General features: G+C 69.7%; 24 protein-coding genes. 13 read left to right on the top strand and 11 right to left on the bottom strand.

Going from position 1 to position 26,338, the window contains the following annotated elements; translation table 11 throughout:
- Positions 1-131: 131 nt before the first annotated feature.
- The 5 genes from DKM19_RS04365 to DKM19_RS04345 all read right to left on the bottom strand — a co-directional run bounded on the left by DKM19_RS04365 (position 132) and on the right by DKM19_RS04345 (position 4,932).
- Positions 132-395, bottom strand: coding sequence for a WhiB family transcriptional regulator (locus DKM19_RS04365; RefSeq protein WP_204358651.1), 264 nt, complete (start codon positions 393-395; stop codon positions 132-134).
- 101 nt (positions 396-496) lie between these two features.
- Complete coding sequence (locus tag DKM19_RS04360; protein ID WP_110694584.1) at positions 497-1,183, bottom strand: neutral zinc metallopeptidase; 687 nt, start codon at positions 1,181-1,183, stop codon at positions 497-499.
- Between the two features lie 210 nt (positions 1,184-1,393).
- The gene (locus DKM19_RS04355) at positions 1,394-2,842 is read right to left on the bottom strand and encodes a glutamate-cysteine ligase family protein (protein ID WP_239514578.1); all 1,449 of its coding nucleotides are present in this window, start codon (positions 2,840-2,842) and stop codon (positions 1,394-1,396) included.
- A 94-nt stretch (positions 2,843-2,936) separates the two neighbouring features.
- Positions 2,937-3,575, bottom strand: coding sequence for a response regulator transcription factor (locus DKM19_RS04350; RefSeq protein WP_110694582.1), 639 nt, complete (start codon positions 3,573-3,575; stop codon positions 2,937-2,939).
- A gap of 139 nt (positions 3,576-3,714) precedes the next feature.
- Complete coding sequence (locus DKM19_RS04345; RefSeq protein ID WP_110694581.1) at positions 3,715-4,932, bottom strand: PspC domain-containing protein; 1,218 nt, start codon at positions 4,930-4,932, stop codon at positions 3,715-3,717.
- A gap of 141 nt (positions 4,933-5,073) precedes the next feature.
- Here DKM19_RS04345 and DKM19_RS04340 point away from each other — a divergent pair, with 141 nt between their 5' ends.
- Entirely contained in the window at positions 5,074-6,657 is a 1,584-nt protein-coding gene (locus DKM19_RS04340; RefSeq protein ID WP_110694580.1) for a PspC domain-containing protein, read from the top strand.
- Positions 6,647-6,853, top strand: coding sequence for a hypothetical protein (locus DKM19_RS04335; protein ID WP_110694579.1), 207 nt, complete (start codon positions 6,647-6,649; stop codon positions 6,851-6,853). The genes DKM19_RS04340 and DKM19_RS04335 overlap by 11 nt, the downstream gene beginning before the upstream one ends.
- 123 nt (positions 6,854-6,976) lie before the next feature.
- Here DKM19_RS04335 and DKM19_RS04330 read toward each other — a convergent pair whose 3' ends face one another.
- On the bottom strand, positions 6,977-8,284 hold the full coding sequence (locus DKM19_RS04330) for a carotenoid oxygenase family protein (RefSeq protein ID WP_110694578.1): 1,308 nt from the start codon (positions 8,282-8,284) through the stop codon (positions 6,977-6,979).
- A 202-nt stretch (positions 8,285-8,486) separates the two neighbouring features.
- Positions 8,487-9,044: a hypothetical protein gene (locus DKM19_RS04325; RefSeq protein WP_110694577.1), complete on the bottom strand. Its 558-nt coding sequence runs from the start codon at positions 9,042-9,044 to the stop codon at positions 8,487-8,489.
- A gap of 90 nt (positions 9,045-9,134) precedes the next feature.
- On the opposite strand from DKM19_RS04325, the gene DKM19_RS04320 reads away from it, so the two are divergent.
- The 8 genes from DKM19_RS04320 to DKM19_RS04285 all read left to right on the top strand — a co-directional run bounded on the left by DKM19_RS04320 (position 9,135) and on the right by DKM19_RS04285 (position 16,991).
- On the top strand, positions 9,135-9,683 hold the full coding sequence (locus DKM19_RS04320) for a PadR family transcriptional regulator (RefSeq protein WP_110694576.1): 549 nt from the start codon (positions 9,135-9,137) through the stop codon (positions 9,681-9,683).
- A gap of 82 nt (positions 9,684-9,765) precedes the next feature.
- Positions 9,766-10,341 (top strand): ABATE domain-containing protein, encoded by a 576-nt coding sequence (locus tag DKM19_RS04315; RefSeq protein WP_110694575.1) that lies wholly within the window; start codon positions 9,766-9,768, stop codon positions 10,339-10,341.
- Positions 10,342-10,610: 269 nt separating this feature from the next.
- On the top strand, positions 10,611-11,054 hold the full coding sequence (locus DKM19_RS04310) for a VOC family protein (RefSeq protein WP_110694574.1): 444 nt from the start codon (positions 10,611-10,613) through the stop codon (positions 11,052-11,054).
- A 6-nt stretch (positions 11,055-11,060) separates the two neighbouring features.
- Positions 11,061-11,984, top strand: coding sequence for a pyridoxamine 5'-phosphate oxidase family protein (locus DKM19_RS04305; protein ID WP_110694573.1), 924 nt, complete (start codon positions 11,061-11,063; stop codon positions 11,982-11,984).
- A gap of 85 nt (positions 11,985-12,069) precedes the next feature.
- Positions 12,070-12,579 carry a (2Fe-2S)-binding protein gene (locus DKM19_RS04300; protein WP_110694572.1) on the top strand — a complete coding sequence of 170 codons (510 nt, stop codon included), beginning with the start codon at positions 12,070-12,072 and terminating at the stop codon, positions 12,577-12,579.
- A complete protein-coding gene (locus DKM19_RS04295) occupies positions 12,576-15,161 on the top strand; it encodes a xanthine dehydrogenase family protein molybdopterin-binding subunit (protein WP_239514073.1) in 2,586 nt (861 codons plus the stop codon). Before DKM19_RS04300 ends, DKM19_RS04295 begins: the two co-directional genes overlap by 4 nt.
- Positions 15,158-16,042, top strand: coding sequence for a xanthine dehydrogenase family protein subunit M (locus DKM19_RS04290; RefSeq protein WP_110694571.1), 885 nt, complete (start codon positions 15,158-15,160; stop codon positions 16,040-16,042). Before DKM19_RS04295 ends, DKM19_RS04290 begins: the two co-directional genes overlap by 4 nt.
- A 118-nt stretch (positions 16,043-16,160) precedes the next feature.
- Positions 16,161-16,991 carry an SRPBCC family protein gene (locus DKM19_RS04285; protein ID WP_110694570.1) on the top strand — a complete coding sequence of 277 codons (831 nt, stop codon included), beginning with the start codon at positions 16,161-16,163 and terminating at the stop codon, positions 16,989-16,991.
- Between the two features lie 73 nt (positions 16,992-17,064).
- Here the strand turns inward: DKM19_RS04285 and DKM19_RS04280 are convergent, their stop codons facing one another.
- Together DKM19_RS04280 and DKM19_RS04275 are read right to left on the bottom strand one after the other, a co-directional pair.
- The gene (locus DKM19_RS04280) at positions 17,065-18,183 is read right to left on the bottom strand and encodes a hypothetical protein (RefSeq protein WP_110694569.1); all 1,119 of its coding nucleotides are present in this window, start codon (positions 18,181-18,183) and stop codon (positions 17,065-17,067) included.
- On the bottom strand, positions 18,183-18,722 hold the full coding sequence (locus tag DKM19_RS04275) for an RNA polymerase sigma factor (protein ID WP_239514072.1): 540 nt from the start codon (positions 18,720-18,722) through the stop codon (positions 18,183-18,185). Before DKM19_RS04275 ends, DKM19_RS04280 begins: the two co-directional genes overlap by 1 nt.
- Before the next feature lie 363 nt (positions 18,723-19,085).
- Here DKM19_RS04275 and DKM19_RS04270 point away from each other — a divergent pair, with 363 nt between their 5' ends.
- Positions 19,086-19,679 carry a flavoprotein gene (locus DKM19_RS04270; RefSeq protein WP_110694568.1) on the top strand — a complete coding sequence of 198 codons (594 nt, stop codon included), beginning with the start codon at positions 19,086-19,088 and terminating at the stop codon, positions 19,677-19,679.
- An 85-nt stretch (positions 19,680-19,764) separates the two neighbouring features.
- Here the strand turns inward: DKM19_RS04270 and DKM19_RS04265 are convergent, their stop codons facing one another.
- Entirely contained in the window at positions 19,765-20,736 is a 972-nt protein-coding gene (locus DKM19_RS04265; RefSeq protein ID WP_204358650.1) for a helix-turn-helix domain-containing protein, read from the bottom strand.
- A 214-nt stretch (positions 20,737-20,950) separates the two neighbouring features.
- Here DKM19_RS04265 and DKM19_RS04260 point away from each other — a divergent pair, with 214 nt between their 5' ends.
- The gene (locus DKM19_RS04260) at positions 20,951-23,737 is read left to right on the top strand and encodes a CDP-glycerol glycerophosphotransferase family protein (RefSeq protein WP_110694566.1); all 2,787 of its coding nucleotides are present in this window, start codon (positions 20,951-20,953) and stop codon (positions 23,735-23,737) included.
- A gap of 215 nt (positions 23,738-23,952) precedes the next feature.
- The gene (locus DKM19_RS51500) at positions 23,953-25,305 is read left to right on the top strand and encodes a glycosyltransferase (RefSeq protein ID WP_239514070.1); all 1,353 of its coding nucleotides are present in this window, start codon (positions 23,953-23,955) and stop codon (positions 25,303-25,305) included.
- Here DKM19_RS51500 and DKM19_RS04245 read toward each other — a convergent pair.
- The gene (locus tag DKM19_RS04245) at positions 25,295-26,338 is read right to left on the bottom strand and encodes a sulfotransferase (RefSeq protein ID WP_089209347.1); all 1,044 of its coding nucleotides are present in this window, start codon (positions 26,336-26,338) and stop codon (positions 25,295-25,297) included. The genes DKM19_RS51500 and DKM19_RS04245 overlap by 11 nt on opposite strands.

Raw genomic sequence — 26,338 nt, 5'->3', positions numbered from 1 at the left:
CGGCGGACTGCCACTGCCCAGCGGGCTGCCATTACCCAGACGGGGACCGTTCACCCCGCGGCCGGGCTACCGCCATCCGGACGGGAGCCGTTCGTCCCTCAGCGGGCCACCGCCATCCGGACGGAAAGCGTTCACCCCGCGGCGGACTGCCGCCATCCGGACGGGAACCGCAGGCTGCGCCGTTCTTTCACGGTGAGGCCGCCCCAGATTCCCTCGGGCTCCCCCTCCCGGATCGCGTAGGCCCTGCACTCCTTGAGCACCGGACATCCCTCGCAGACCGCCTTCGCCCGGGTCTCGTGCTCGTCCGACGGCGTCAGCGGGAAGAACAGTTCGGGATCACTCTCGCGGCACGCACCCCGCGTGGCCCAGCCGATTTCGCGGATCATCATCCGCATGACATCACCCCCTGGTGGGTCACCGGCCCTCAGCCTAGGTGGATCGCACCTGCGTGACATCAACCTTCCGGCGGATTGCCGAGTAGTCGCCAGGGTGTATCTCAGCAGACAGCCGTGCCCTCGTTGTAGCCCTTGACGAACACCGACTGGCGCTGCTCCGCCGTACCGTGGGCGTCGGGGCGCAGCCAGTCGTCGGTGGGATCTCCCGCCGCGGCGAGGTTGATCAGCAGCTCGTCCTCGTCGCCGTCCTCCGCGTCCAGCGTCCCGTTCTTGACGAGCGCCCCGAGGGTTCCGCCCGCGTAGCAGTCGGCCTGGAGCTCCAGCTCCACGTTGAGCTGGGAGGTGGTGTTCAGCTGCGCCTGTACGGCGTGCCCGAACTCGTGCGGGATGATCACGTATATCGAGCCGTCGCCCATCTGCTCGTTGAGTTTGCGCATCCAGCTCTCGTCGTAGGCGATGAAATGCCCGGCCGGGCAGTAGAAGGCGTTGTTCGGGACCGACGGCTGGCCGCCGCAGGCCGGGCCGTTCTGTCCCTGGTAGGCGATGAAGGCCTCGACCGGGCGGTAGGTCAGCCCGCTGGCGGCGAAGGTCTGCTTCCAGTACGCCTCGGTGGTCTCCCTGGCCAGTTCGACATCCGATTCAAACGTCTGCCCGCGCGCGCTGGGTGTGGCGGCTCCCGTGCTCGAGTCCGCGCCCGGGCCCACGCCGGAGTCCGTGTTCGTCTGCTCACTCCCGCAGGCCACGACCGTGACCATGAGCAGCGCGAGGAAAAGCGAAATGGCTCTCATGCCCCCATCGTGACAAGTCGGAGGCTCTCGCGCGAGTGCGGTCCCGTACCCGGTCTCCCCACACCTCGGCTCCCGGTCCCGTCACCCCTGGCGCAGAGCCCCCGGGTCGCGTCACCCCTGGCACAGGACCCCCTCGCGCCACGGCTCCCGGTTGCGTCGCCTCCCGCGTACCGCGGCTTCCGGGCACGTCGCCTCCCGCCGGCGGGAGGGTCAGAACGACGGCCAGGTGTGGACGGGCTGGTTGGTGTGCATGTGCTCGATGTAGCGCAGGGTCATCCGGCGCAACGCCTCATGCCTGTCGAGGTCGTCCATCGCGTTCACGGCGTCGGTCTGCCAGCTCGCCCCGGTCGTGCCCGTCACGCACCGCCGCTCGATGATTCCCAGCAGCCGGTCCCTCACCCCGGGGTCCATCCCCCACAGGTCGAGCCCCTCGTGGGCGAGCGGCAGCAGGCGGCGCAGGATCAGCTCGGAGGCGGGCACCACGCCGAGCCCCGGCCAGTAGAGCCGGGCGTCCAGCCCGTGCCGGGCGGCCGAGTGCAGGTTCTCCTCGGCCGCGACGAACGACATGCGCGTCCACACCGGGCGTTCGGCATGGGGAAGCACGCGCATGAGGCCGTAGTAGAACGCGACGTTGGCGATGACGTCCACCACCGAGGGTCCGGCGGGCAGCACCCGGTTCTCCACCCTCAGGTGCGGAATCCCGTTCACCACCGCGTAGACCGGCCGGTTCCACCGGTAGACGGTGCCGTTGTGCAGGGTCAGCTCGCCGAGCTCGGGGGTCACGCCGCGAGCCAGCTGCTCCTGGGGGTCGACGTCGTCGCACAGGGGCAGCAGCGCGGGAAAGTAACGGGAGTTCTCCTCGAACAGGTCGAAGACCGAGGTGATCCACCGCTCACCGAACCACACCCTGGGCCGTACGCCCTGGGTCTTCAGCTCCACGGGCCGGGTGTCCGTGGCCTGCTCGAACAGCGGAATCCTGGTCTCCTGCCAGAGCTTCCTGCCGAACAGGAACGGCGAGTTGGCCGCCACCGCCACCTGGGGCCCCGCGAGGACCTGGGCCGCGTTCCAGTGGGCGGAGAACGCCTCCGGGCTGACCTGGAGGTGGAGCTGGACGCTCGTGCAGGCCGCCTCGGGGGTGATGCTGTCGGCGAAGGTCTCAAGGACCTCGTCGCCCTCGATCGACAGATGCAGGTCCTCGCCCCTCGCCGCGAAGATCTGCTCGTTGAGCAGCTTGTAGCGGGAGTTGGCGGACAGCGTGCCCTCATGCACGTCGCTCTCCCGCAGCGTGGGCAGGATGCCGATCATCAGCATGTGCCCGCCGACCGTGTGGGCCCGCTCCTCCGCGTGGTTGAGCCGGTCCCGGACCAGCTTCTCCAGCCGCGTCGCGCCGTCCCCCTCCAGGGACTCCGGCGCGACGTTGATCTCCACGTTGAACTGGCCGAGCTCGGTCGCCCAGTCGGGCTCCGCGATCGCCGCCAGCACCTCGGTGTTCTTCATCGCGGGCTCGCCCCGCTCGTCCACCAGGTTGAGCTCGATCTCCAGCCCTGCCTTCGGCTGGTCGTCCTCGAACCTGGACTCACGCAACATCTGCGCCAGGACGTCAAGAGATCGGCGAAGCTTGTCCCGGTGGCGTCTCCGGTCCTCGCGGCTGAAAACCATGGCTGGCACGTCGCGACCCATACTTCGCAGAGTCGCACACAAGTCACAGATAGTACAGATCAGATCAGGCAGATCAGACCAGACAGATAGGGGATCAGACCAGACGCCGCGCCGTGGCCCAGCGGGAGAGCTCGTGGCGGTTGGAGAGCTGGAGCTTGCGCAGGACGGACGAGACGTGGGTCTCCACGGTCTTCACCGAGATGAACAGCTCCTTGGCGATCTCCTTGTAGGCGTAGCCGCGGGCGATCAGTCGCAGGACCTCGCGTTCGCGCTGGGTCAGCGAGTCGAGCTCGGGGTCGATCGGCGGGGCCTCGCTGGAGGCGAAGGCGTCCAGCACGAAACCGGCGAGTCTCGGGGAGAAGACCGCGTCTCCGTCGGCCACCCGGCGGATCGCGTCGGTGAGCTCCCTGCCGCTGATGGTCTTGGTGACGTAGCCCCGGGCGCCGCCGCGGATCACCCCGATGACGTCCTCGGCCGCGTCGGAGACCGACAGGGCGAGGAAACGGACCGTGGAGCCCGAGCCGAGGACCCGGCGGAGCACCTCCTGGCCGCCGCCGCCGGGCATGTGCACGTCGAGCAGGACCACGTCGGGCTGGAGCTCGGTGATCGCCTTGACCGCGGAGTCGACGTCCTCGGCCTCCCCGAGCACCTCGATGGAATCGCCCAGTTCGGCCCGTACGCCGGAACGGAACAGCCGGTGATCGTCGACGATCAGGACCTTGACGGTGCTCATGAGTCATCCTTCGCCGGTCGCGAATCGCCGTGTCGGCCGGCTCCCGGGTGTCCCGCCGACCGATCGCCTCCTGGCCCCTCTCCCGCCGGATGTCCTCCCGCGGGCCGTTCCCTGACTGGCTGCTTCCTGGCTCGCTCGCTCACGCCTTCTCCAGCTTCATGGTCAACATCACTTCCGTGCCCTCGCCCGGCTCGGTCCGCACACGGGCGCTGCCGCCGTGTCGTTCCATCCTGCCGATGATCGACTGGCGGATGCCCATCCGATCATCGGCCACCTCTCCCATGTCGAACCCGACGCCTCGGTCCCGGACGAAGATGGTGACCTCATCCGGTTCGGCCTCGGCATAGACGGAGATGACCTCCGCCCCAGAGTATTTCGCGGCGTTGACCATAGCTTGCCTTGCGGCTTGCATCATTGCGGATAATTCCGGCGTCAGCGGCCCGTCGCCCACGCAGACGACCTCGATCGGCACCCCGTGCGCGTCCTCCTCCTCGGCGGCGACCCGGCGTACGGCCGCCGCCACCGACGCGTCCGCGTCCTGCTGGGGCTGGTAGAGCCAGTTCCGGAGCTCACGCTCCTGGGAGCGGGCGAGCCGCATCACCTCACGCGAGTCCTGGGCGTTGCGCTGGATGAGCGTCAGCGTGTGCAGCACGGAATCATGCACGTGCGCGGCCACCTCGGCACGCTCCTCCTGCCGGATGCGCTCGCGGCGCTCCCGCTGCAGTTCCTTCCACAGGCCGGCCAGCCAGGGGGTCGCGATCAGCGCGACGCCGCCCACGACCACCAGGGTGAACACGATGCCGGGACGGGCCGAGTCCAGCTCGTCGTTGGCCGCCAGGAAGCCGATCGCGCCGACCACGACGAGGACCAGCCCCGCGAAGGTGCGGACCCGGTTCTGACGCACCTGCCCGACCGTCGTGTCCATCCAGCGCCGGCGCCGGTCAGGGTCGGCCTGCTGCCACAGGATCAGCGAGCCGATCCCGCCGACGGCGATCGGCCACGCGCCGATCCCGCCCGACGAGGCGCCGGTGAGCCAGCCCAGGGACATCAGAGCCAGCCCGATCGCGACGTAGGCGGCGAGCTGGCTCCAGTCCCTGGAAGGCTCCTTGCCCTCGTACGGTTCGCGCGGGGTGAACATCCACAGGGCCGCGTAAGCCACGGCTCCGATCCCGTCCAGGACGGTGAGCAGCACGAAAGCCAGCCGCAGCACGACCGGGTCGAGCCGTAGCTGGGCGGCGGCGCCCTGTGCCACCCCGGCGACCAGCCTGCCCTGCACCAGCCTCATCAGGCGGGGGAAGGCGGCCGGGTTCTCGGGAGTCACGGGAGCCGCGTCGCGAATTGTCTGTCGGTCAGCCATATCGTCAGCATCGTCACACGTAATGGCCTCTCTGTGCATCAGGCGTTCCCCTGAAACGACCCTGAGAGAGGTCTGCCCCCTCCGGGACGACTCAGGGGTGTCCCGGATGCGATCAGCACCCGGGAAGGCCACGATAAGGACATGACCGACACCGGGAGCGCACAGGACCCGGCGAGCACCTTGTCCGACTCGCCGTCCACCTCCGCCGTCAGCGACGTTCGTGATCTTCGGCGCAGTGACGAGGGGCGCATGCTCACCGGCGTCTGCGCCGGGCTCGGGCGCTACGCCGGGATCGACCCCGTACTGTTCCGCGTCGGTTTCGCGGTGCTGGTCCTCGGCTCCGGGATCGGCATCATGCTCTACATCGCGGCGTTCCTGCTGATGCGCGAGACCAGCGGCGCCCCCGGCTACATGGAGCAGTGGACCCGGCGCGACTTCGACAGCGAGACCGTGCTCGCCCTGCTGACCGCCGTGTTCGCCCTCGGTCTGATCATCAACGTGTCCTCGGGCGGCATCGGCACCGGCACGGTCGTGGTCGGCACGATCTTCGCCATCGTCCTGCTCACCGCCCACGCGCGCGGCGTCGATCTGCTGGCGGTGGCCCGGTCCCTGCCCGAGCGGCTACGCAACCGTCGTGCCTCCCACCCGTCCGCGACGCCGTACGCCGCCTTCGCGTCCGGGCCCGGTCAGGATCTTCATTCCGATCCCGGCGGCTCGCCCGTCGCGGAGCCGTACCCGGCCGCCCACCCCGACCCCCGGGCGTCCGCACACATGGATGCTCGGGCGTCCGCGTACGCCGACGCCCCGATGACGGCGGAGACGCGTTCGGCCCCCGCTCACGCCGACGCGACTGCGGAGACGGACTCCGTCCCCGCTCAGCAGCGGGAGGAGCCGGGGCTCGGCGCCTCCGCCCCATCGCCCGGGCCCGCAGGATCGTACGGAGACGCGCCGTCGAGCCCGTATCGTCCCAGGCCGTCGTTCGACTCCTCGGGCGAGCCGTTCTCGCCCTACGGCCCCTACCAGCCTCTGGATCCCAGCAGGCGGCATCAGCAGTACTCCCCCTACGACCTGTCCGGGCGCGGCGCGCCGGTGCGGACGGCGCCCCAGCCGAGACGGCCCAGGTCGTTCATCGGGAGCCTCACCATATTTCTGGCCATGATCGTTGGAGGGATCATCGTGGCGATCCAGTCCGCCTCAGGATCGATCAACATGACGGTCGCCGGTGGCGCGATGCTCATCGTCGTCGGTGGCGGCCTTCTGGTAGCCACCTGGTTCGGCCGGGGTGCCGGCCTGGTCGCCGTCGGCACCATCATCTCGATCGCCCTGGTCGCGGGATCCACGTTCACCGAGATGCCGAAGAAGTTCGGCAGCTACAACTGGGAACCGACCACGCTCTCCGAGGTCGTCAGAAGCTACTCGGTGGGCGTCGGCGACGGCACCCTGGATCTGAGCGAACTGGTCCTCCCACCGGGTTCGCGGACCGTCTTCGACGCCTCGGTGTCGGTCGGCGAGATCAGTGTGATCGTTCCGCCGACGGCCAGGGTCGAGGTCAACGGATACACCAAACTGGGCGATGTCAAAATCGACCATGCGGTGGAGGGAGGGGCCGACATCCAGCACAACAAGATCCTCGAACCCGAGGTGACCCCGAAGGGCGACGTGGCGACCATCATCCTGAACGTCAAGGCGGGCATCGGAGACGTGGAGGTGCGCCGTGCGGCCTGACATCGACCGGCCCGGCCGTGGCCGCCTGCACCGCACGGACTGGATGGCCCTGCTCAGCGGCATGCTGTTCATCGCGGCCGGGATCATCTTCATCAACCAGCCGACCGTCGACTCGCTGATCATGCTCCCGATCATCCTGTGCGGCCTGGGCTTCGCCGGTCTGGTCGCCATCCTCGCCCGCGTGATCCGGCGCTAGGCGGGACGTCTTTCGAACCTCGGCGGGGCCGTCGGGGAGACGCGTACCGCTCGGCCGGGTCGTTCCGGGACGGGTGCCGCCGGCCCGGTGAGGGCGCCGACCTCGAACCGGGGTCGGCGTGGCTCAGTGATCGGCGATCCAGGAGCCGTGGAAGCCCTCCGGGACGCGGCGCGGGAGCCGTACCGACGCGACGTGGTCCAGGTCGGCGGCGTCCAGCACGAGCAGCTCCGAACCCTCTCCCGCGTGATCGGTGACGATCGACAGCAGCCAGCCGTCGTCCTCGGACCGGGCGCCGGAGGCGGGTACGAAGACCGCTTCACCCGGCCGCGCGCCGAGATCCCTGGCACGGCCGACGCCGGTCACGGTGTCGTACTTCACCACCGCGTCCCGCGACACCGTGTAAAGGAACCGGCTGGTCCGGCCGAGCCGGTCCTCGTTGAAGGTGGGGAACTCGACGACGCGGTCGTCGAGCTGTTCCTCCCCGACCGCGCCGCTCGCCGGGTCGAGCACCCATCGGTGCAGCATCGCGCCGTCCGCGTCGGCGACGGGATTGGCGCTGCCGCCGATCCGGCTCCAGGTCTTCACGAAGGCGGCCGGGGAGTAGCGGACCGCGTCGAGCACCACCCGCCCCGAGGCGTCCTCGCGGGCGTTGCCCACGTGGAACACGTAACACGGGTCCACCTCGAACCAGGTCACCCGGCCGCCACGGTCCATCACGCCGAGCCGCGCGCCGTAGGAGTCGTCCCACCGGTACGGCATGCCCCGCCCGAGCAGGTCCATGTCGAAGACGACGGGCAGGTCCAGCCACACGACGTAGTTCTCCGTGATCGCGAAGTCGTGGATCATCGTCGGCCCGGGAACGTCCACGACCCGGCTCTCCACCAGCTCGCCCGTGGCGGACAGCCGGTGGTAGGTCAGGTAGGGGGCGAAGAAGCCGTACCCGAAGAAGTGAAGCTCACCGGTGACCGGGTCCTGCTTCGGGTGCGCGGTCATGGAGGTGGTCAGCCGCCCGCCGAAGTCCCACGGCCCGACCGTGTCCAGTTCCGGCGTCATCTCGTACGGCAGGCCGCTCTCGACGAGCGCGAGAATCCTGCCGGCGTGCCGGACGACGCTGGTGTTGGCGGGGACGGCGGTCAGGTCGATGCCGTCCGGGCCGAGGAAGGGGGCGTCCTCGGTGAACTCGCGGGTGCGGACCCACCGGTTGCGGTACCACTCGGCGTGGCCGTCCCGGAGCCGCAGGCCGTGGATCATGCCGTGCCCGGTGAACCAGTGACCCGGGTCCTGTCCGGGCAGCGGGTTGGGCCCGTTGCGGAAGTAGCGGCCGGTGAGCTCCTCGGGGAGGACGCCGATGACCGGCAGATCGGCGACGCCGATCTCGTCGGGGACGGGGGCGAGGTTGTCTGCCAGGTAGGAGGGGGTGAACACATCCATGGTGAGCTCCAGGTAAGCCGGGGGGACGGGGAAAGCGGTGCGCCGGGACCTTCGGAGAGGCCGGCGGGACGGGGATCCAGGCCGGCGTCACGGGCCTCCGGGGAAGCCGGGGTACGGGGACCAGACGGTGGGCCTTCGGGGAAACCGGCGAGACGGAGACCCAGGCCACGTCACGGGCCTCCGGGGAGGCCGGGGGCGGGGGTCAGGCGGCGTAGCGGGCCTCGACGATTTTCGGGTAGCGGGCGGTGAAGACGGCGGGCGCCACGAAGGTGACGATCTTGATCACGAGGACGGCGGCGGTCGCGTGCGGCGCGACGTAGAGCAGGGCGGCCAGTGAGACGGCGGCGACGATGAAGGAGACGCCCCACACCGAGGTGATGATCGCGTTGACGCGGTAGAACTGCGGCGTCCGCCACACCTCCGGCGGGGTCATGCTCCGGGCGATGCCCAGGGTGAACGGCTTGCGAATGGCCAGGGAGCCCCAGCTCGTGATGCCGAGCCAGACGTTGACCAGGGCCGGGCCGTACGGCATGAGGGGGGAGTCCGGGGAGACGAAGGAGATCAGGGTGATCACGGTGAAGAACACCGCCGCGCTGGACTCGATCACCATCTGGTCCCAGTCCTTGCCCGCCCGGCGGTCGACGACGATGACCGCGAGGGCGATCACGAGCCCGGCCACCGCGCCGTAGCGCCAGTTGTCGCTGGTGGCGATGACGGCGTAGACGATCCACGGAAGGAAACCGAGCAGGCTGCGAAGCATGGGAGGCTCTTTTCGACGTTCCTATTGTGACAGGTCGAACGTAGAAGCTCCTGAGGTGACATGTCAACACAGGAATGTAAGATCGCTCCCATGAGCCTCCGACACGCGCTGCTTGGTCTGCTCGCCAGGAATCCCGCCAGCGGCTACGACCTCCTCAAGATCTTCGAAATCTCCCTGGCCAACGTGTGGCCCGCCACACAGAGCCAGCTCTACGCGGAGCTGGGCCGCCTCGCGGACGCGGAGCTGGTGACGGTCGCCGCGGAGGGACCGCGGGGCCGCAAGGAGTACGCCATCTCCGACGCGGGGCTCGCCGAGCTCCACCACTGGCTGACGGCGGTCGAGCCCCGCAAGATCGTGCGCAGCGACATGCTGCTGCGCGTCTTCTTCCTCGGCCAGGTCGACTCCGAGCAGGCACGCGCCTACCTGAGGCGGCAGGCCGAGATCTCGGCGGAGGAGCACGAGAAATGGGAGGCGCTGACCGAATTCGTCGCCGAGGGCGAGGACGACCTGTCGGTCTTCGGCCTGCTCTCCCTGGAGTGGGGCCTGCGCTTCAGCGCCATGCAACGCGAATGGGCCGAATGGGCCGAAGGTGAGATCGAGCGAAGCTCCGGCACGGACGCACCACCGACGGCGCGGTAAGCGATGAGGGGCGCGCCGGGGTGTGGCCGTCACGCCAGGAAATCTCACGGCTAAATGGCGCATCAGGCGTTAGACTGCAGGGATGTTGGCTCTGGAGTTCGTCAGTACGCTCCGCGCGACACGGGCGGGGTTGACGGACACGCTCTCGGACGTCGCGGGCATGACCGAGTGGGGCCGGGGACACGCCGCCGAGCTGGGGCTCGACCAGTCGTTCATCGCCTCGGAGAAGTTGCGGTGCGAGGTGGTCGAGCTGCGGCAGGCCGTACGGTCCCTGTTCGCCAGGGCCGTCGCGCCGGGCCCGGCGAGCAGCGTCGACGCCGACCGGCTGCCGGGCTTCGCCGAGTCGATCGCCCTGGTCAACGCCACGACGCTGGCCGTGCCGATGGCCCCGCGACTGGAATGGCCCGACGGGGAGGATCCGACGGCGACAAACGTCCTCGCGGGCCGGACGGCGGAGTCTCCACGCCTCCGCGCCGTCCTCGCGGCGTCGGCCGTCGAGCTGCTGGCCGGGGCGCACCGCGAGCACCTGCGCGCCTGTCCGGCTCCGCGCTGCGTGCTCTATTTCGTCAAGGAGCACGCCCGCCAGGAGTGGTGCTCGGTGGCCTGCGGCAACCGGGCCCGCGCCGCCCGTCACTATCGCCAGCACCGGGACGACTGACCTTCACGCCGGCCCCCCTGGGTTTTCCCCCTGCGGATCGGGACGACCGACCTCTCCCCAGGGTTCTCCACCGCCCCGCGGGCTCCCCGCCCCGTTCGCCGGGACCCGCCGCCGAGGCCGGGGATCGTCCCGGCGGGATCATCGAGACATCGCGGCGATGGTGACCCATCTCACATATCTATAACGGTAAAAATAAGATTATTCCGTTATATTTGCCTCATTCATTCTAACGGAACAGACCGTTAGAAGTCGCGATGAGAGGAAGCCCGATGACCTTCCAGACGGGCCACATCGGCCTCAACGTCTCCGACCTCGACGCGTCCAAGGACTTCTACCTGAAGGTCTTCGGCTTCGAGGTCTTCGGCGAGTCCGGCGAGGCGGACCGGCGCTACGCCTTCCTCGGCCTCGACGGCAAGCTCCTGCTGACCCTCTGGCAGCAGAGCGAGGGCCGCTTCGCCACCGGAACCCCCGGACTTCATCACCTGTCCTTCCAGGTGGCGGACATCGAGGCGGTCCGCAGGGCGGAGACCGTGATCCGGGAGCTCGGAGCCACGCTTCACCACGACGGCGTGGTCGCGCACCGCGAGGGCTCCTCCTCGGGCGGCATCTTCTTCGAGGACCCGGACGGGATCCGCCTGGAGATCTCCTCGCCGACCGGTGCGGACGCCTCTCCCGCGCCGACCGCCGACGCCCCCACCTGCGGCTTCTTCTAAACGACCATGAAACACGTGGGAGAGCTGGCGGTACAGCGACGGGCGGGGGTCCGAGCCGGGGAGTGGGGCTCGGCCAGGACGCACCCGGAGATCCCCCCGGCGGCGGCCGAGTTTCTCGAGCGGCAGCGGATGCTCGTGATCGGGGCGTCGGGGCGGGACGAGCGGCTCTGGGCGACCGCGTTGACGGGGGCCGAGGGATTCACCAGGGCCGTGGACGAGCGGACGATCGTGATCGACGCACTGCCGGGCGAGCATGATCCGCTGGCGGGGCTGGCCGAGGGAGCCGAGGCCGAGATCGGGATGCTCGCGATCGAACCGCGGACCAGGCGCAGGATGCGGGTCAACGGCCAGGCCGTGCGGAAGGACGGCCTGCTGGTCGTCCACACGGAGCAGACGTATGCGAACTGCCCCAAATACATCCAGGCACGGGACATCACCGAGGAGTCGGCGGGACAGCCCGTCGCCGGAGGCTCCTCCTCGGCGAGGACGTTCACCGGCGAGCACCGGGCGTGGATCGAGAGCGCCGACACGTTTTTCGTCGCCACCCGGGCCCCCGGCCTCGGCGCCGACCTGTCGCATCGGGGCGGCAACCCGGGGTTCGTCCGGGTCGTCGGCGAGCGCCGGCTGGTCTGGCCGGACTACGTGGGCAACTCGATGTACATGACGCTGGGGAATCTGGAGCTGGACGAGAGCTGCGGTCTGCTCTTCCTCGACTGGGACAGCGGCGACGCGCTGCACCTGACCGGGCGCGCACGCGTCGACTGGGATCCGGGCGAGGTCCCCGGCGCGCAGCGGATGGTCGAGTTCGAGATGGATCTGGCCGTCCATGTCCGGGGATCCAGCCCGCTCCGCTGGAGGTTCGAGGACTACTCCCGCTTCAATCCGCCCGCACCCAACGGTGAACAAAGAGTGACGGGGGGTACGAAGTAGGGGGTTGACCATGAATTAAAGGGGCGTAGGTTCACAATTGTCGGCTTTCACATCTCCATCTCTTCTGGGTGCACCTGGAGGATGTATGCCCCGAATCACCGTCACTGTCGACGGAATCACATACCAGGAGGACGTTGAGCCGCGTCTTCTCCTCGTTCACCTGTTGCGAGATCGGCTCGGCAAGACCGGCACACCCATCGGCTGCGACACCGGCAACTGCGGCGCCTGCACCGTGATGCTCGACGGCATGAGCGTGAAGAGCTGCTCCGTGCTCGCCGTACAGGCCGACGGGAACGACGTCGTCACGATCGAGGGCCTGGCGCACGGGAACGAGTGGCATCCCATGCAGAAGGCCTTCCACGAGGAACACGCCCTGCAGTGCGGCTACTGCACCCCCGGCATGATCATGGCCGCGATCGACCTGCTCAGGGACGACCCCGACCCGTCGGAGGAGACCGTCCGCGAAGGGCTTGAGGGCAACCTGTGCCGCTGCACGGGCTACTGCAACATCGTCCGGGCGGTACGGCGCGGCGCCCGGGAGATGTCTCAGCGGAGCATGCCCGAGCAGACCGAGCAGGAGGTGCGGACGCCATGAGCGAGCAACTCGACGCCGGTCTGATCGCCGAGCAGATCGCCGAGAGCGACCAGCTCAGCCGGCCCACCGGCGCGCACGAGGTCGGCAAGGCCCGCCGTCGCAAGGAGGACGCCCGGCTGGTCACCGGCCGGACCACCTGGACCGACAACATCCAGCTCCCGGGCATGCTGTACGTGGCCTTCCTGCGCAGCCCGATGGCCCACGCCCGGATCACCCGGGTCGACACCTCCGCCGCACGCACCCGGCCCGGCGTGGTCGCCGTCTACAGCGGACAGGACTTCGCCGACGAGCAGGGCAGCCTCCCCTGCGCCTGGCCGGTCACCGAGGACATCGTCATCCCGGACCACCCGCCCATGGCCGTCGAGGAGGTCCGCTACGTCGGCGAGGCGGTGGCCTGCGTGGTCGCCACCGACCGCTACAAGGCCGCCGACGCGCTGGAGGCGATCGAGGTCGACTACGAGCCGCTGGACGCGGTGATCGACATGACCGAGGCGCTCGCCGAGGGCAGCCCGAAGGTCCATGAGACCGGTAACAAGGCGTTCACCTGGAAGTTCGCCGGAGGCGACATCGACGCGGCGTTCCGCGACGCCCCCGTGGTGATCGACCGCACCTACGTTCAGCAACGGCTCATCCCGACCGCGATGGAGCCCCGCGCGGTCGTGGCCACCACCGACGGCGAGACCTTCACCCTCTACTCCTCGACCCAGATCCCGCACGTGCTGCGCGTCATGCTCGCGCTGACCACCGGCATCCCCGAGCACAAGCTGCGCGTGATCGCCCCCGACGTGGGCGGCGGTTTCGGCTCCAAACTCCAAGTCACCGCGGAGGAGGTGCTCGGCCTGCTCATCACGCGGAGGCTGGGCAAGCCGGTCAAGTGGACCGAGTCCCGGACCGAGGGCAACCTGACCGTGCACCACGGCCGCGACCAGCTCCAGCGGATCTCCATCGCGGCCGGGCGGGACGGGCTCATCAGGGGCGTCCGGGTGGACCTCCTCGCCGACATGGGCGCGTACCTGATGCTGGTCACGCCGGGCATCCCGATCCTCGGCGCGTTCATGTACAACGGCATCTACAAGATGGACGCCTACGACTTCACCTGCACCGGCGTCTTCACCACCAAAATGCCGACCGACGCCTACCGGGGCGCCGGGCGCCCCGAGGCCACGTTCGCGATCGAGCGGGCGGTGGACGAGCTCGCGCACGAGCTGGGCATCGACCCGATCGAGCTACGGCGCCGCAACTGGATCACCCACGAGGAGTTCCCGTACACCACGATCTGCGGGCTGACCTACGACTCCGGCAACTACGAGGCCGCCACGGACAGGGCGCTGGCGCTGTTCGGCTACGACAAGCTCCGGGCCGAGCAGGCCGACCGGCGCGATCGGCGTGATCCCGTACAGCTCGGCATCGGCGTCTCGACGTTCACCGAGATGTGCGGTCTGGCCCCTTCGCGCGTGCTCGGCAGCCTGAGCTACGGCGCGGGCGGCTGGGAGCACTCCTCGGTCCGGATGCTCCCCACGGGCAAGGTCGAGGTGGTCACCGGGACGAGCCCGCACGGCCAGGGACACGAGACGGCCTGGAGCCAGATCGTGGCCGACGCCCTGGGCGTTCCGTTCGACGACGTCTCCGTGCTGCACGGCGACACGTCCATCTCGCACAAGGGCATGGACACCTACGGATCCCGATCGCTGGTCGTGGGCGGCATCGCCGTACTCCAGGCCTGCGAGAAGGTGAAGGACAAGGCCCGGGAGCTCGCCGCGCACATGCTTGAGGCCTCGGCCGACGACATCGAGTTCGCCGCCGGCACGTTCAAGGTCCGCGGCACCGACTCGGGCAAGACCATCCAGGAGCTCGCGCTGGCCACCTTCGCCGCGCACGATCTTCCCGACCGCTTCGAACCGGGCCTGGACGCCGACGCGACCTTCGACCCGGACAACTTCTCCTTCCCGCACGGCACCCACCTGTGCGCGATCGAGGTCGACACCGAGACGGGCGCGACGAAGATCCGCTCCTACGTGGCCGTGGACGACGTGGGTTCCGTGGTGAACCCGCTGATCGTCGAGGGCCAGGTGCACGGCGGCATCGCGCAGGGCATCGCCCAGGCACTGTTCGAGGAGGCGGTCTACGACTCCGAGGGCAACATGCTCACCACGACGATGGCCGACTACCTGATCCCGTCGGCGTCCGACCTGCCCGACTTCACCACCGACCGGACCGAGACCCCGGCGACCAGCAACCCGCTGGGCGTCAAGGGTGTCGGCGAGGCGGGGACGATCGCCTCGACTCCGGCCGTCGTCAACGCGATCGTCGACGCGCTGCGCCCATACGGCGTGCACGACGTGCGAATGCCCTGCACGCCGGAGCGGGTCTGGCGAACCGTCGTCGCGGCGGGCGAGACGGCCTGGGCGGGACCGGGGTTGGCCGGCGACACCGGCGGAAACACCGAGGGCAACACCGCCTGGGTGGGACCGGGACTTGCCGGAGACGTCGATCGCGGAGAACCGGGGACAGCCGAGAAGCGCACCGACCGGGTGGGGCCGACGGCTGCCGGGGGAACCGAAGCCGAGGGAGGAGACCGATGATTCCCGCACCGTTCGACTACGTCCGGCCCGCGTCCCTGGACGAGGCCTGCCAGGTGCTGGGTGAGGCCGCGTCCTCCGGCGACGACGTCAAGGTGCTGGCCGGCGGTCAGTCCCTGCTGCCGCTGCTCCGGCTGCGGCTCGCCTACCCGTCCGCGCTGGTGGATCTCGGGCGGCTGCCCGAGCTGCGCGGGGTGGAGGATCGGGGCGACCACGTGTTCATCGGCGCGCTCACCACGCATGACGAGGTGCTGCGCTCCGGTGTGGTCAGGGAGCGGATCCCGCTGGTCGCGCTGGCGACGGCCACGGTGGCCGATCCCGCCGTACGGCACCGCGGCACGTTCGGCGGGTCGATGGCCCACGCCGACCCCGCCGGGGACCTGCCCGCCGTCGCGCTGGCGCTGGACTGCGTGTTCGTCGTCCGGTCGGGCGAGGGCGAGCGGGAGATCCCGGCGGCCGAGTTCTTCGTCGACTATCTGGAGTCGGCGCTCGAACCCGGCGAGGTGCTGATCGGCGTCAAGGTGCCCGCGCTCGGTCCCGGATGGGGCTTCCACTACGAGAAGTTCCACAGGACCGCGCAGTCATGGGCGATCGTCGGCGTGGCGGCCGCCGTACGGCGGAGCAACGGGACGATCGAGGAGGCCAGGATCGGGCTGACCAACATGGGCTCCACACCCGTGCGAGCACGGGCGGTGGAGGCCGCGATACGCGGCGTGAGCATCGCGGCGGCCGGTTCCAACGGCGCGCACGATCCGGTCAGGGACGCCTGCGCCGGGGCCGACGAGGGCACCTCGCCCCCGTCGGACCTGCACGCCCAGCCCGACTACCGACGCCACCTGGCCCGGGTGCTGACCCACAGGGCGATCGGGGTCGCGGGCCGCTGAGTCTCGTTTCCGCAGGCGGGAGGTCCGCTTCCCGCCTGCGATAGCGGCATACTGGTAGATGCGCTCCCGTACGTGGTCGGAATGTCGCGGGAGCGGCCGACCGACAAGGAGCGGATCGATGGCGATGCGGTTCGAGCACGAGTTCACGGTTCCGGTGCCGGTCGAGCAGGCGTGGTCGGTGCTGCTCGACGTCGAGCGGGTCGCGCCCTGCCTGCCGGGAGCGGCCCTTGACAGGGTGGGCGACGACTCCTTCACCGGCCGGATGAAGGTGAAGGTCGGGCCGATCACGGTCACCTACCAGGGCGAGGCCACGTTCGAAGACGTGGACAAGGACGCCCACTCCCTGACCATCAAGGCCGCCGGCAAGGAGGACAGGGGCTCGGGCACGGCCGGGGCCACGGTCATCGCGCGGCTGCACCCCGAGGGCACGGACACCCGGGTCACCGTCGACACCTCCTTCAACGTGACCGGCCGCCCGGCCCAGTTCGGCCGGGGGGTGATGGCCGAGATCGGCGGCAAGCTGATCGACAAGTTCGCGGCCAACCTGGCCACGCTGCTGGGCACCGGCTCGGAGGCCTCGGAGACGGAGCCGGAGGCCTCAGGCCAGGCCGGGAAGAGCCCGGAGAAGGGCCCCAGGATCATGGAAGGCCCGGAGGTCACGGAGAGCCTCGACGTCACCGAGGAGGAGATCCTCGAAAAGGAGGAGCCCGTCCGCCACCTCGCCGCGGTGCCCTCGTCCTACGGGTTCGTCACGACGGAGAGGGCCGTCTCCCGCGAGGCCCACCCGGCGGGCACCTCCCGCACCTCCCTCTCGCCGGACGAGGAGGCCCTCAACCTCCTGGAGGTCGCGGGTCTCCCCCTGCTCAAACGCGTCGCCCCGGTGGTGGCCGCGCTGGCGGGTCTCGTCCTGATCGGCTGGCTGGTCCGCCGGACCCTGCGCCGCCGCTGACCTCACCGGCCTGGCCCCGTAACGGGGGCCGGGCCGTCGCCACCCGTTTCTCCGTCGAGGAGATCCGCCGACGTCAGTGAACGCACCGTCCGCCCGTTTTATTGATATTTGACGCGCATTCCCTGGGGAGTTGGAAGGAGTCGTCGGTCCAGCCCACCTTCACGAATGCGACCTCGTAGGTGATCGTCCCCAGGGGTAGGTCGGGCCGGTCGACACCGGAGCCCTTGTCCCGGGGAACCGATCTCACCAGCACCTTCCGGATCGCCGACAGTGTTCCGGTGGCCCGATCGATCACGACACGGTCCTCCGCGTAGCCGGTCTGGTACGGCCGGGCCACCGTCACCTCGTCCCCCTGGCTGAGGACCCGGGCACCGGGAAGATCCGCGAGCATGCGGTAGAGAGCGGCACGCGTCGCGGGGGAGGTCGGCATCTCCTCCAGGAGACTTGTCCCCACCGACCAGAGCCACTCGTCCATGGACATGCTCGGGAAAGCCTTACTTCTACTCTGCGGATCGTTCCGGTAGGCGGGCCAGGACTTCAGCAGTTCCGACCTGAGCGCGGCGGGATCGCCGGGCAGCTTCATGACCCCCGCGGCCTTCAGATCGAATCCGATCAGCCCATGCCGGAGCAGCGTCGCCTTCTCCCGGAGATCCAGCACGTACTCAGTCTGACTGGGCTTGATGAAGCCTCCTGCGCATTCCGTGCCGGACTCGCACAGCTTCGGCGAGCCCGCGCGCTTCCAGGCGGCCCGGTCGGCGGGAGTGACCGGCTGCACGCCGAGGAGTCGCCGCTCGTTCATCACCTGTCGGCCCGCGCCTCGCCACAGGGTCTGGAGGACACGCTCGTTCACGGAGTAGCGCGGGCCTTGCACCTGTGTGGTGATCTCCGTCGTCGCCCGCCAGTAGCGACCGCTCGCGGGCTCCGAACGTCTGGCCATCAGGTCGGCCGCCGCGTCCAGTGCCTGCCGGGGACCGGACACGGCGGAAACGGTGGGCGCCCCAAGACGCGGCACGACCACAACCGACACGATGACCGAGGCCGTGGCAACCGCCGCCACCACGGCGGCCGTCCAGCCGAACCGCCGCCTGGAGCGCCCGCCGTTCAGCACCCTGGCCCTGGCCTCGGCCGTCTTCCAGGGATCGGAGGGTGGGGCGTCCGGCATCACATCGTCGATGAGCTTGAACTCGTTCATCAGACCTCCACTCCCAGCGACTTGTGCAGCTTGACCCTGGCCCGGCTGAGCCGGGAGGCCACGGTGCCGTAGGCGACCCCGAGCGCCTCGGCGACCTCGTCATAGGTCAGCCCGCCGTACGCCACGAGCAGCACCACGTCCCGCTCCCCCTTCGACAGCCTCGCCAGCGCCCCCGAGAGCCGGCCGACCGTCACCCCCGCCGTGACCCGTTCGGCGACCCGCTGATCATGACCGTCTTCGTCGGGCGGTGGGCCGGTCCTGGCCAGGGCGCGGTAGCGGCGCAGCTCGGCCCGGCGGTGGCGGCCGATCAGGTTGGTGGCGATGCCGTACAGCCAGGGCCGGACCGCGCCCCGCGTGGGGTCGAACCGGCCGCGCTGGCGGAACGCGATCAGGAAGGTCTCGGAAGCGAGGTCCTCGGCGACGTCGAGGTCGAGCCGCCGCCCGATGTAGCGGCGGATCTCCTCGTAGTACGCGTCGAAGACGGTGCCGAACCTTTCGGGATCGACGACCGAGACGGTGTCGGGAGTAACGATCTGCAAGGGTCTCCCTTGCCGGAAGGACAGGACACCCCTTATTGCCCGGCGACCACACCACCCTTCCCTGTTTTTTCAGCCATGGTGCCGCTGCTGATGTTTTTTCAGCCATGATGCGGCTGCTGCTCAGCTGCGCTCAGCCGTACCGAACTCGCGGTCGGCCAGGACGCGGGTCAGTGCGGGTGGTCGTGGTCGTCCAGATGGTCGTGGCCGGTGGGGCGCTGGGCCGACATCCGGGAGCGCTCGGTGACCTTGTCGGCGAGCGCGGTGCCGCCGCCAGTCGGTGGCCTCCGTCAGTGGCACGGGACGTCACATATTTGGGCACATCCGGTCATTCCAGCGGCCTCCGGGTTCTCCATGGTTGTTCACATGGACATCCAAGACACCCCCTCCTCCTTCGAGGGCCGGCTGCTCATCGGGGCGACCGGCTCGGCGGCGGTCGCCATGCTCCCGATGTACATCGGTGCGCTGCGCTCCGTCTTCCGGGGCTCGATCACCGTGTTGATGACGCGCACCGCGACGACCTTCCTGCCCGCCCACACCGTGGGCCTGTTCGCGGACCGCGTCGTCACCGGGGAGGAGGCCGCCACCTGGCCGCGGGAGAACCACGCCACGCTGGCCGCCGGGCACGACCTGACCGTGATCCTCCCGGCCACCGCGAACACCCTGTCCGTGATCGCCTCGGGCGCCGCACCCAACATGCTGACCACCACGGTGCTGGCCGCCACCCACCCGGTCGCGTTCTTCCCCGTGATGACCGGCGAGATGTGGGGAAAGCCCGCCGTTCAGCGGAACGTGGCCTGGCTGCGCGAGGACGGCTACCACGTGTACGACCCGGCGTCCGGCCCCCGCTACGACGTGGTGACCGGCGAGTTCATCGACAGCCCGCAGCCCCCGCCGCCGCCTCGGTTCATCGAGATCGTGCGGCGGTTGATGGCCGGGAACGACGCCTCCGGCGTCTGAGGCCGCCGCCCAGAACGGCGGTACCGTGCGAGAATCCTTCGTCGCCACCGCACGGTACCGCTCCGACGACCGGTCGTACCGGAGGTCAGTCCCACTGCCCGGCCACCACGGGCGAAGCCCCGCCGTCCGTGGCCGCCGCCCGGTACGTCCCCGGTGTCATGCCGACGACGGAGCGGAACGCCCGGTGGAGTTGCGCCGCACCGCCGAAGCCGGACTGCGCGGCGACCACCGCCAGCGGCAGATCCGGCCGGTCGCGCAGCAGGCGCCGGGCACGCGTCACGCGCAGGCGCCGGATCAGCTCGGTGAGCGACTCCTCGTCGGCCGCGAGCGCCCGGAACAGGGATCGGCGCGACAGGCCGCAGCCCGCCGCCACGGTGGCCGCGTCCAGCGCCGGGTCCTGGATACGCTCCCGGACGAACCGGTGAATCCGCTCCCTGGCCAGCGCGGCGGCGGACGTCTGCGCGATACTCCCGCGGGTGGCCCAGTCGAGGACGGACTCCAGCAGGCCCACCGCGTGCGGCAGCAGCACGGCGGCCACCGCCGGATCATCGCGCTGCTGCCGGTCGAGACCGACGAGGAAGTCGGAGACGAGCCGGCCGGGCCCGCGGCCGTCCAACTCCAGCGCCGTCGCGCCGGTCAGCCCCCGGCCGGGCAGCAGCCTCCGCGGAATCCGGACGACGAGCTGGGAGAAGATCCCGGAGAACTCCAGCGTGTACGGCCGGGTGCTGTCCAGGAAGGTCATCGTCCCCGGCAGCAGCGTGGCCGCCCGCCCGTCCTGCCGGGTCAGGGACCGCCCTCCGGTCTGGATGATGACCAGCAGGAACTCCTCCTGGTCCCGGGCGATCATCCGGTCCGTACGCACCACCTGCTGTGCCCCGGACACCACCGTGGACAGCCCGATACCGTCGAGGGCGGCGTGCTCGATCCGGCCCGCGAAGGGCGCCTCGCTCGTCGAACGGGCCGCCACCTGCACGAGGGTGTCGCAGATGACGTCCGACCAGTATGCGAACACGTCCGGGGTAGCCACGTCCTCGGTAGACCAGAACGTGCGTGACATGGACTGATGCACACTTCGATGGTGACACACCGGAAATACGACATATGCATGGCATGAGGCATGTATGGGTTGAAACAGGTGCATACCTGAGCAGAGCGGGCCGCCACATCGACCGAATCGCGCCGTACCGTTCTCGTTCACGCAACACCAAAAACACGGTCATCACTAAACAAGCCGGACAACACCCCTCTTAATCAGGGGAATACCTCAAAATGTGATCAATCCGCCAGAATGCAGCGTGGTCGTTATCGGTTACAACGACGACGCACGGCTTCCCAGGGCCGTACGGTCCGTGCTCGGCCAGTCGCTGCGGAACCTGGAAGTGGTCATCGTCGACGACGCGAGCACCGACGACACGGAACGGGTCGTACGGGAGCTCCAGCGGGAGGACCATCGGATCCGCTACCTGCGGCGGGACGTCAACAGCGGCGGATGCGGGGCACCACGGAACGACGGGGTCGAGGCGGCCCGCGCGCCGTACGTCATGTTTCTCGACAGCGACGACGAGCTGCCCAGGCACGCCTGCAAGAGCATGGTGCTGGAGATCGAGCGGACCGACGCCGACTTCGTCACCGGGCAGATCTCCCGGCTGTACGAGTGGAACGGCAAGACACGGCCCTACTATCCCGAGCTGTTCGCCAGACGCAGGACCGTCGAGGGGATCGCCGAGGCGCCCGAGATGTTCCTCGACTCCTTCAGCACCAACAAGCTCTACCGGGCCGAGTTACTCAGGCGGCTGCCGTTTCGGGACGATCTGTACTACGAGGATCATGTCTTCACCGCCGAGCTCTACTGTGCCGCCCGGCGGTTCGCCGTGGTCCCGTGGGTCGTCTACCTCTGGCACCGAGCCGTGGAGGAGGGCGACTCGCGGCTGTCGATCTCGCTCAGCATCAGGGAGATGGACAACGTCCGGCAACGGATCAGGGCGGCCCGGCTGAGTGACGCCATCCTGCGCGACAACGGTCTCGCCCACCTGGTGCCCGAGCGGCAGCGCCGGTTCGTCCGCCAGGACCTGCGGGTCTATCTCAACCCGTTGCCCTCGCGCGACGTCGAATGGGCCGAGGAGTTCGTGTCGCTGGTCCGTCCCTACCTGGCGGAGCTGGACCCGGTGGCGTTCGAGTCGATGGATCCGGTCGTCCAGGTCTGCTGCCGCCTCATCCTCGACGGCCGGACCGACGAGCTCCTGGTCGCCGCCCGGTCCCTGAACGGGCCGAGGGCCGCGCCACGCTTCGCCGTACAGGAGGGCGGGCGGACCTACTGGGGCACCGCCCCGGCCGAGGGGATGGAGATCACCTCGCTCCGGATGGCCGAGCTGCCCTACACCGAGGCCAGGCTCCGCCACGAGGCGTCCTTCACCGGCGAGGGCACCCGGATCACGCTGGCGATCAGGACCTACGACCCGTTCGGGGTGCTCGCCGCCAACCCGGGCTGGTCCGCGTTCCTGCGGCTCAAGAACCATGAGGTACGGCTGACGCCGCGTGAACAGGACGACGGCAGTCACCTGAGCGAGGCGACGATCGACCTCGCCACGCTGCGGCACGGCCGCCTGGGCTTCGACGGCCGCTACGACCCGAGGATCGCGATCGTCCGCGCCGACGGCCGGGTCACCTCCGACCAGCTGCTCGTCGACCCGGCCGCCGCCCCGGTCAGGGCGGTCGTCCCCTGGCACGAGGTCACGGTCAGGGCGGAGGGGCAGGCCGCGTTCCTGCGGGTGCAGTGGCGGCGGAAGGGCCCGGTCTGGAAGATGCCCAGGCTGCTCTGGCGGACCCACGTCAAGCTGCTGAAACGCCTGGGCCGGCCGCACGTGAAGCTCCGCGTCTACAAGGGACTGATCAGGTTCCTGTCGCCCCGCGAGAACCTGGCGCTGTTCGAGTCCGACGTCGGCGCCGGATACACCGGCAGCCCGCGCTACCTCTACGAGGAGCTCAGGCGGCGCGGGACGCCGCTGGAGATGGTCTGGTCGGTCGCCAGAACCCGGCGGAACTTCCCCTCGGACGCCAAGCTGGTGCGGCGGATGAGCTGGCGCCACATCTGGACGATGGCCAGGGCGGGCTACTGGGTGGACAGCCACGGCATGCCGCTGTCCTATCCCAAGCCGGCCGGGACGCGCTACCTGCAGACCTGGCACGGCCAGGGCATCAAGTCGACCGGCTTCAACTCGCCCGACCTGCGCGCCGACTTCCCCGGGCCGCGAGCGCAGTGGCGGGCCGCGGTGGAGCGATGGGACGCGCTGGTCTCACCGAGCGCCGAGTTCGAGCGGACCTTCCTGCCCGCCAACGACTACAGGGGCCTCGTCCTGCGGTACGGCTCGCCCCGGTGCGACGTCCTCGTCCACGGTGACGACGAGGCGGTACGGCGGGCGAAGGACCTGCTGGAGATCCCGCGGGGGCCCAAGGTTCTGCTCTACGCACCCACCTACCGGGACCAGGCCAGGTCCTCGGGGCGGTCGGTCAGGGCCGACCTGACCATGATGGCCGAGGCCCTGGCGGGTGAGTGGGTGGTGATCCTGCGCCCTCACCCGGTCGAGCGCTACAGGGTTCCGCAGCACCTGCGCCACTTCGTCCGCCCGGCGGGGTGGTACCCGGAGATCAACGACCTGATGCTCGCCTCGGACGCGCTGCTGACCGACTACTCGTCCCTGATGTGCGACTACGCGATCACCGGCCGGCCGATGCTGTTCCTGATCGACGACTGGGACGAATACCGGAGGGTCGAACGGGGGGTCTACTACGACCTGCCCGAGATCGCCCCCGGCCCCTGTCTGACCACCACCCAGGAACTGATCCACGTGCTGAACGACCTGGACGGCGTGGCCGCGTCGTTCGCCGCGAAGTACGCCGAGTTTCGCAGGATGTGGTGCTCCGACGAGAAGGGGAACGCCGCGGCGAAGGTCGTGGACGCCTTCTTCGAACCCACCAAGGCACAGGTTCCCGTGCAGGTCTGGCCACCCATCACCACGCGGCGCCCGATCCGGCTGCCCCTGCTGGAGTGGCCGTGGTGAGCGGGGCGAGCGAACCCGGGGCGGCCGTGGTGAACGGGACGCCGACGAACCCGGAGCGGCCATGGAGAACGGGACGCCGACAAACCCGGAGCAGTCGCGGTGAACGGGACGCCGACGAACCCGGAGCGGCCATGGAGAACGGGACGCCGACAAACCCGGAGCAGTCGCGGTGAACGGGACGCCGACAGACCTGGGGCGGCCGTGGTGAGTGGGACATGGACGAATTTGGAGCGGTCGGGATGAGTGGGACGCGGATGAGTTCGGTGGTGTTCGCCTGTATGGACGCCGACACGCTGGGCGGGATCCAGCGGGTCACGCACACCGTGGCCCAGGGGCTGACCGACCGGGGACACGACGTGCACGTGATCGGGCTGCACCGCGCCGAGATCCCGTTCCGCTACGTGGAGCAGCCCGGCTACACCCGTCACGTGATCCACCACACGCCCATCGGCAAGGTCTCCCAGCGGGGCGCGCGCCGCGAGCGCCGGATGCTCGAAGGGCTGTTCCACCAGGTGGGACCCGGCTTCGCGGTGCTCTCCTCGCCCGGCGTGGTGACCCGGCTCAAGCCGCTGCTGCCCGAGCGGCTGCTCCCGATCGGGCAGTATCACGGCTCCTACGAGCACGCACGGGGGTCCTGGCACCTCCGCTCGGTCCGGGGCCACTACGGCGGGCTGGAGAAGGCGGTGTTCCTCAGCGAGGACGACGCGTGGCTCTTCTCCGAGCACGCGTTGCTGCCCAACACCTGGACCATCCCGAACCCGCTGCCCGCCTGGCCGTCGCAGACCGCCGGGCTGACCCGCCGCCGGGTGCTCGGGGTCGGCAGGCTGGAGGGCGTGAAGCGGTTCGACCGGCTGATCTCCGCCTTCGCGGAGGCCTGCCGGATGACGGCCTCTCAGGGCTCCGCCCCTCAGGACTCCGCCCCTCACAGCGAGGCCTCTCACGGCGCGGCCCCGCACAACGCGCTCCCCAACGGCGCGGACCTGCAGGGCGCGCCCTCTCACAGCGCGGCCCCTGACGGCACGGACCTCCAGGGAGCGGTCTCCCGTGGCGTGCCTCCCGACGGCGCGGACCCCCAGGGCGCGGCCTCCTGCAACGTGCCTCCCAACGGCGTGGACGCGGGCTGGGAGCTGCATCTGATCGGTGAAGGCGCCGAGCTGGAGCGGCTCAGGGCGCACGCGCTGGCCTGCGGTGTGGCCGGACAGGTGGTGTTCCGCGGAACGGTGGCCGCGAGCGGGATGGAGCGCGAATATCTGGACGGGTCGGTGCTCGGGCTCTCCAGTGAGCACGAGGGGCTGCCGCTGGTGATCGGCGAGGCGGCGTCCTACGGTGTGCCCACGGTGGCGTTCGACGTCTCGGGCGGGGTTCGTTCGCTCGTCCTCGACCGGGAGACCGGGCTGCTGGTGCCCCCCGGCGACGTGACGGCGTTCGCGGCCGCGCTGGCCGCGCTGATGACCTCGGCGGAGGAGCGGCGGCGGCTGGGCACCGCCGCTCGCGCACACGTCGAGGCGTTCCGGCTGGACCGGGTTCTGGACCGGTGGGAGACCCTTTTCGAGCAGGTCACCCGTTGACCGCGATGGGCTCGTTGCGCGGCATCGGCACCCCTGCCAGCACGATCTGGCCGGAGGTCAGCCGGGCACCCAGCTGGTTCGGCTCGCGGAGCCGCATCAACCGGTCGAAGGCCACCCGCTTGACCCTGGCCAGCTTCCGCTTGGCCGCGGTTTTCTCGTAGGTGACCATCCGTGAGGTCTCGATCTTCGGCGCCCCGCTGAGCTCGTAGCCGTAGGTCTCCAGCCGGTCCCCGAGGACGCTCTCGCACAGCGAGATCTCGCCGGGGTCGAGCCGTTCCCGCCACGTGCCCGTCCGCGAGGTGGTCACCTCGTCGTGCGTACGCGCGTGCCAGGTCTTGTGCGCGGGTACGGCGATGCCGGCCAGCGTGCTCGGCTCGCACATGGCCGGGGCGAAGTCCTCGCCGAGGAACTCGCACAGCCTGCGCAGATGAGACTCGGGATCGGCGGTCAGGTCCTCGTAGCGCAGCTCGTGGTAGCTGCCCTCGGGAAGCTTCGGCGCACCGTGCCGGGCGAAGTCGATCGCCTCCGCCCAGGCGCAGACCGCGCTGTAGACGCTCCCGGTGTACCAGGGCATCTCCTTCAGCGACGCCACGCAGTCGCGCCCGTCCCTGATCAGGTGGACGAACTGGGCGTCGGGGAAGAGCCTCAGCAGCACGTCGGTGTACTGGAAGTACGACGGCCGCTTGTCACCCCAGCGCGGCTTGTCGTGCCTGATCGCATACGCGCGCAGCACGATGCCCAGTGCCGAGCCGAGCGTCGGCGGTCCGTCGACGATCTGCTTGGTCACCTCCTCGCGGTCCAGCCCCAGCTCGTGGAAGCGTGACTGGGTACGGTTGACCACCCATTCGGCCAGCTCGCGCCTGCGGTCCGGGTCGTTGAGATTGCCGAACTGGAGTCGCCGCTGGTAGGCGGAGACCATGAACCGGGTCTCCGGTGGAATCGCGATCCGTGGGTGTGCGTGCGTCATGAGCTGCAGCATCGTCGTCCCCGACCGGGGACAGCCCAGGATGAAAATAGGTCGATCCGATTTCAT

It is taken from the genome of Streptosporangium sp. 'caverna', from assembly GCF_003203775.1.
In the GTDB taxonomy this organism is placed as follows: Bacteria; Actinomycetota; Actinomycetes; order Streptosporangiales; family Streptosporangiaceae; genus Streptosporangium; species Streptosporangium subroseum.
This window is presented reverse-complemented; position numbering and strand designations above follow the sequence as displayed.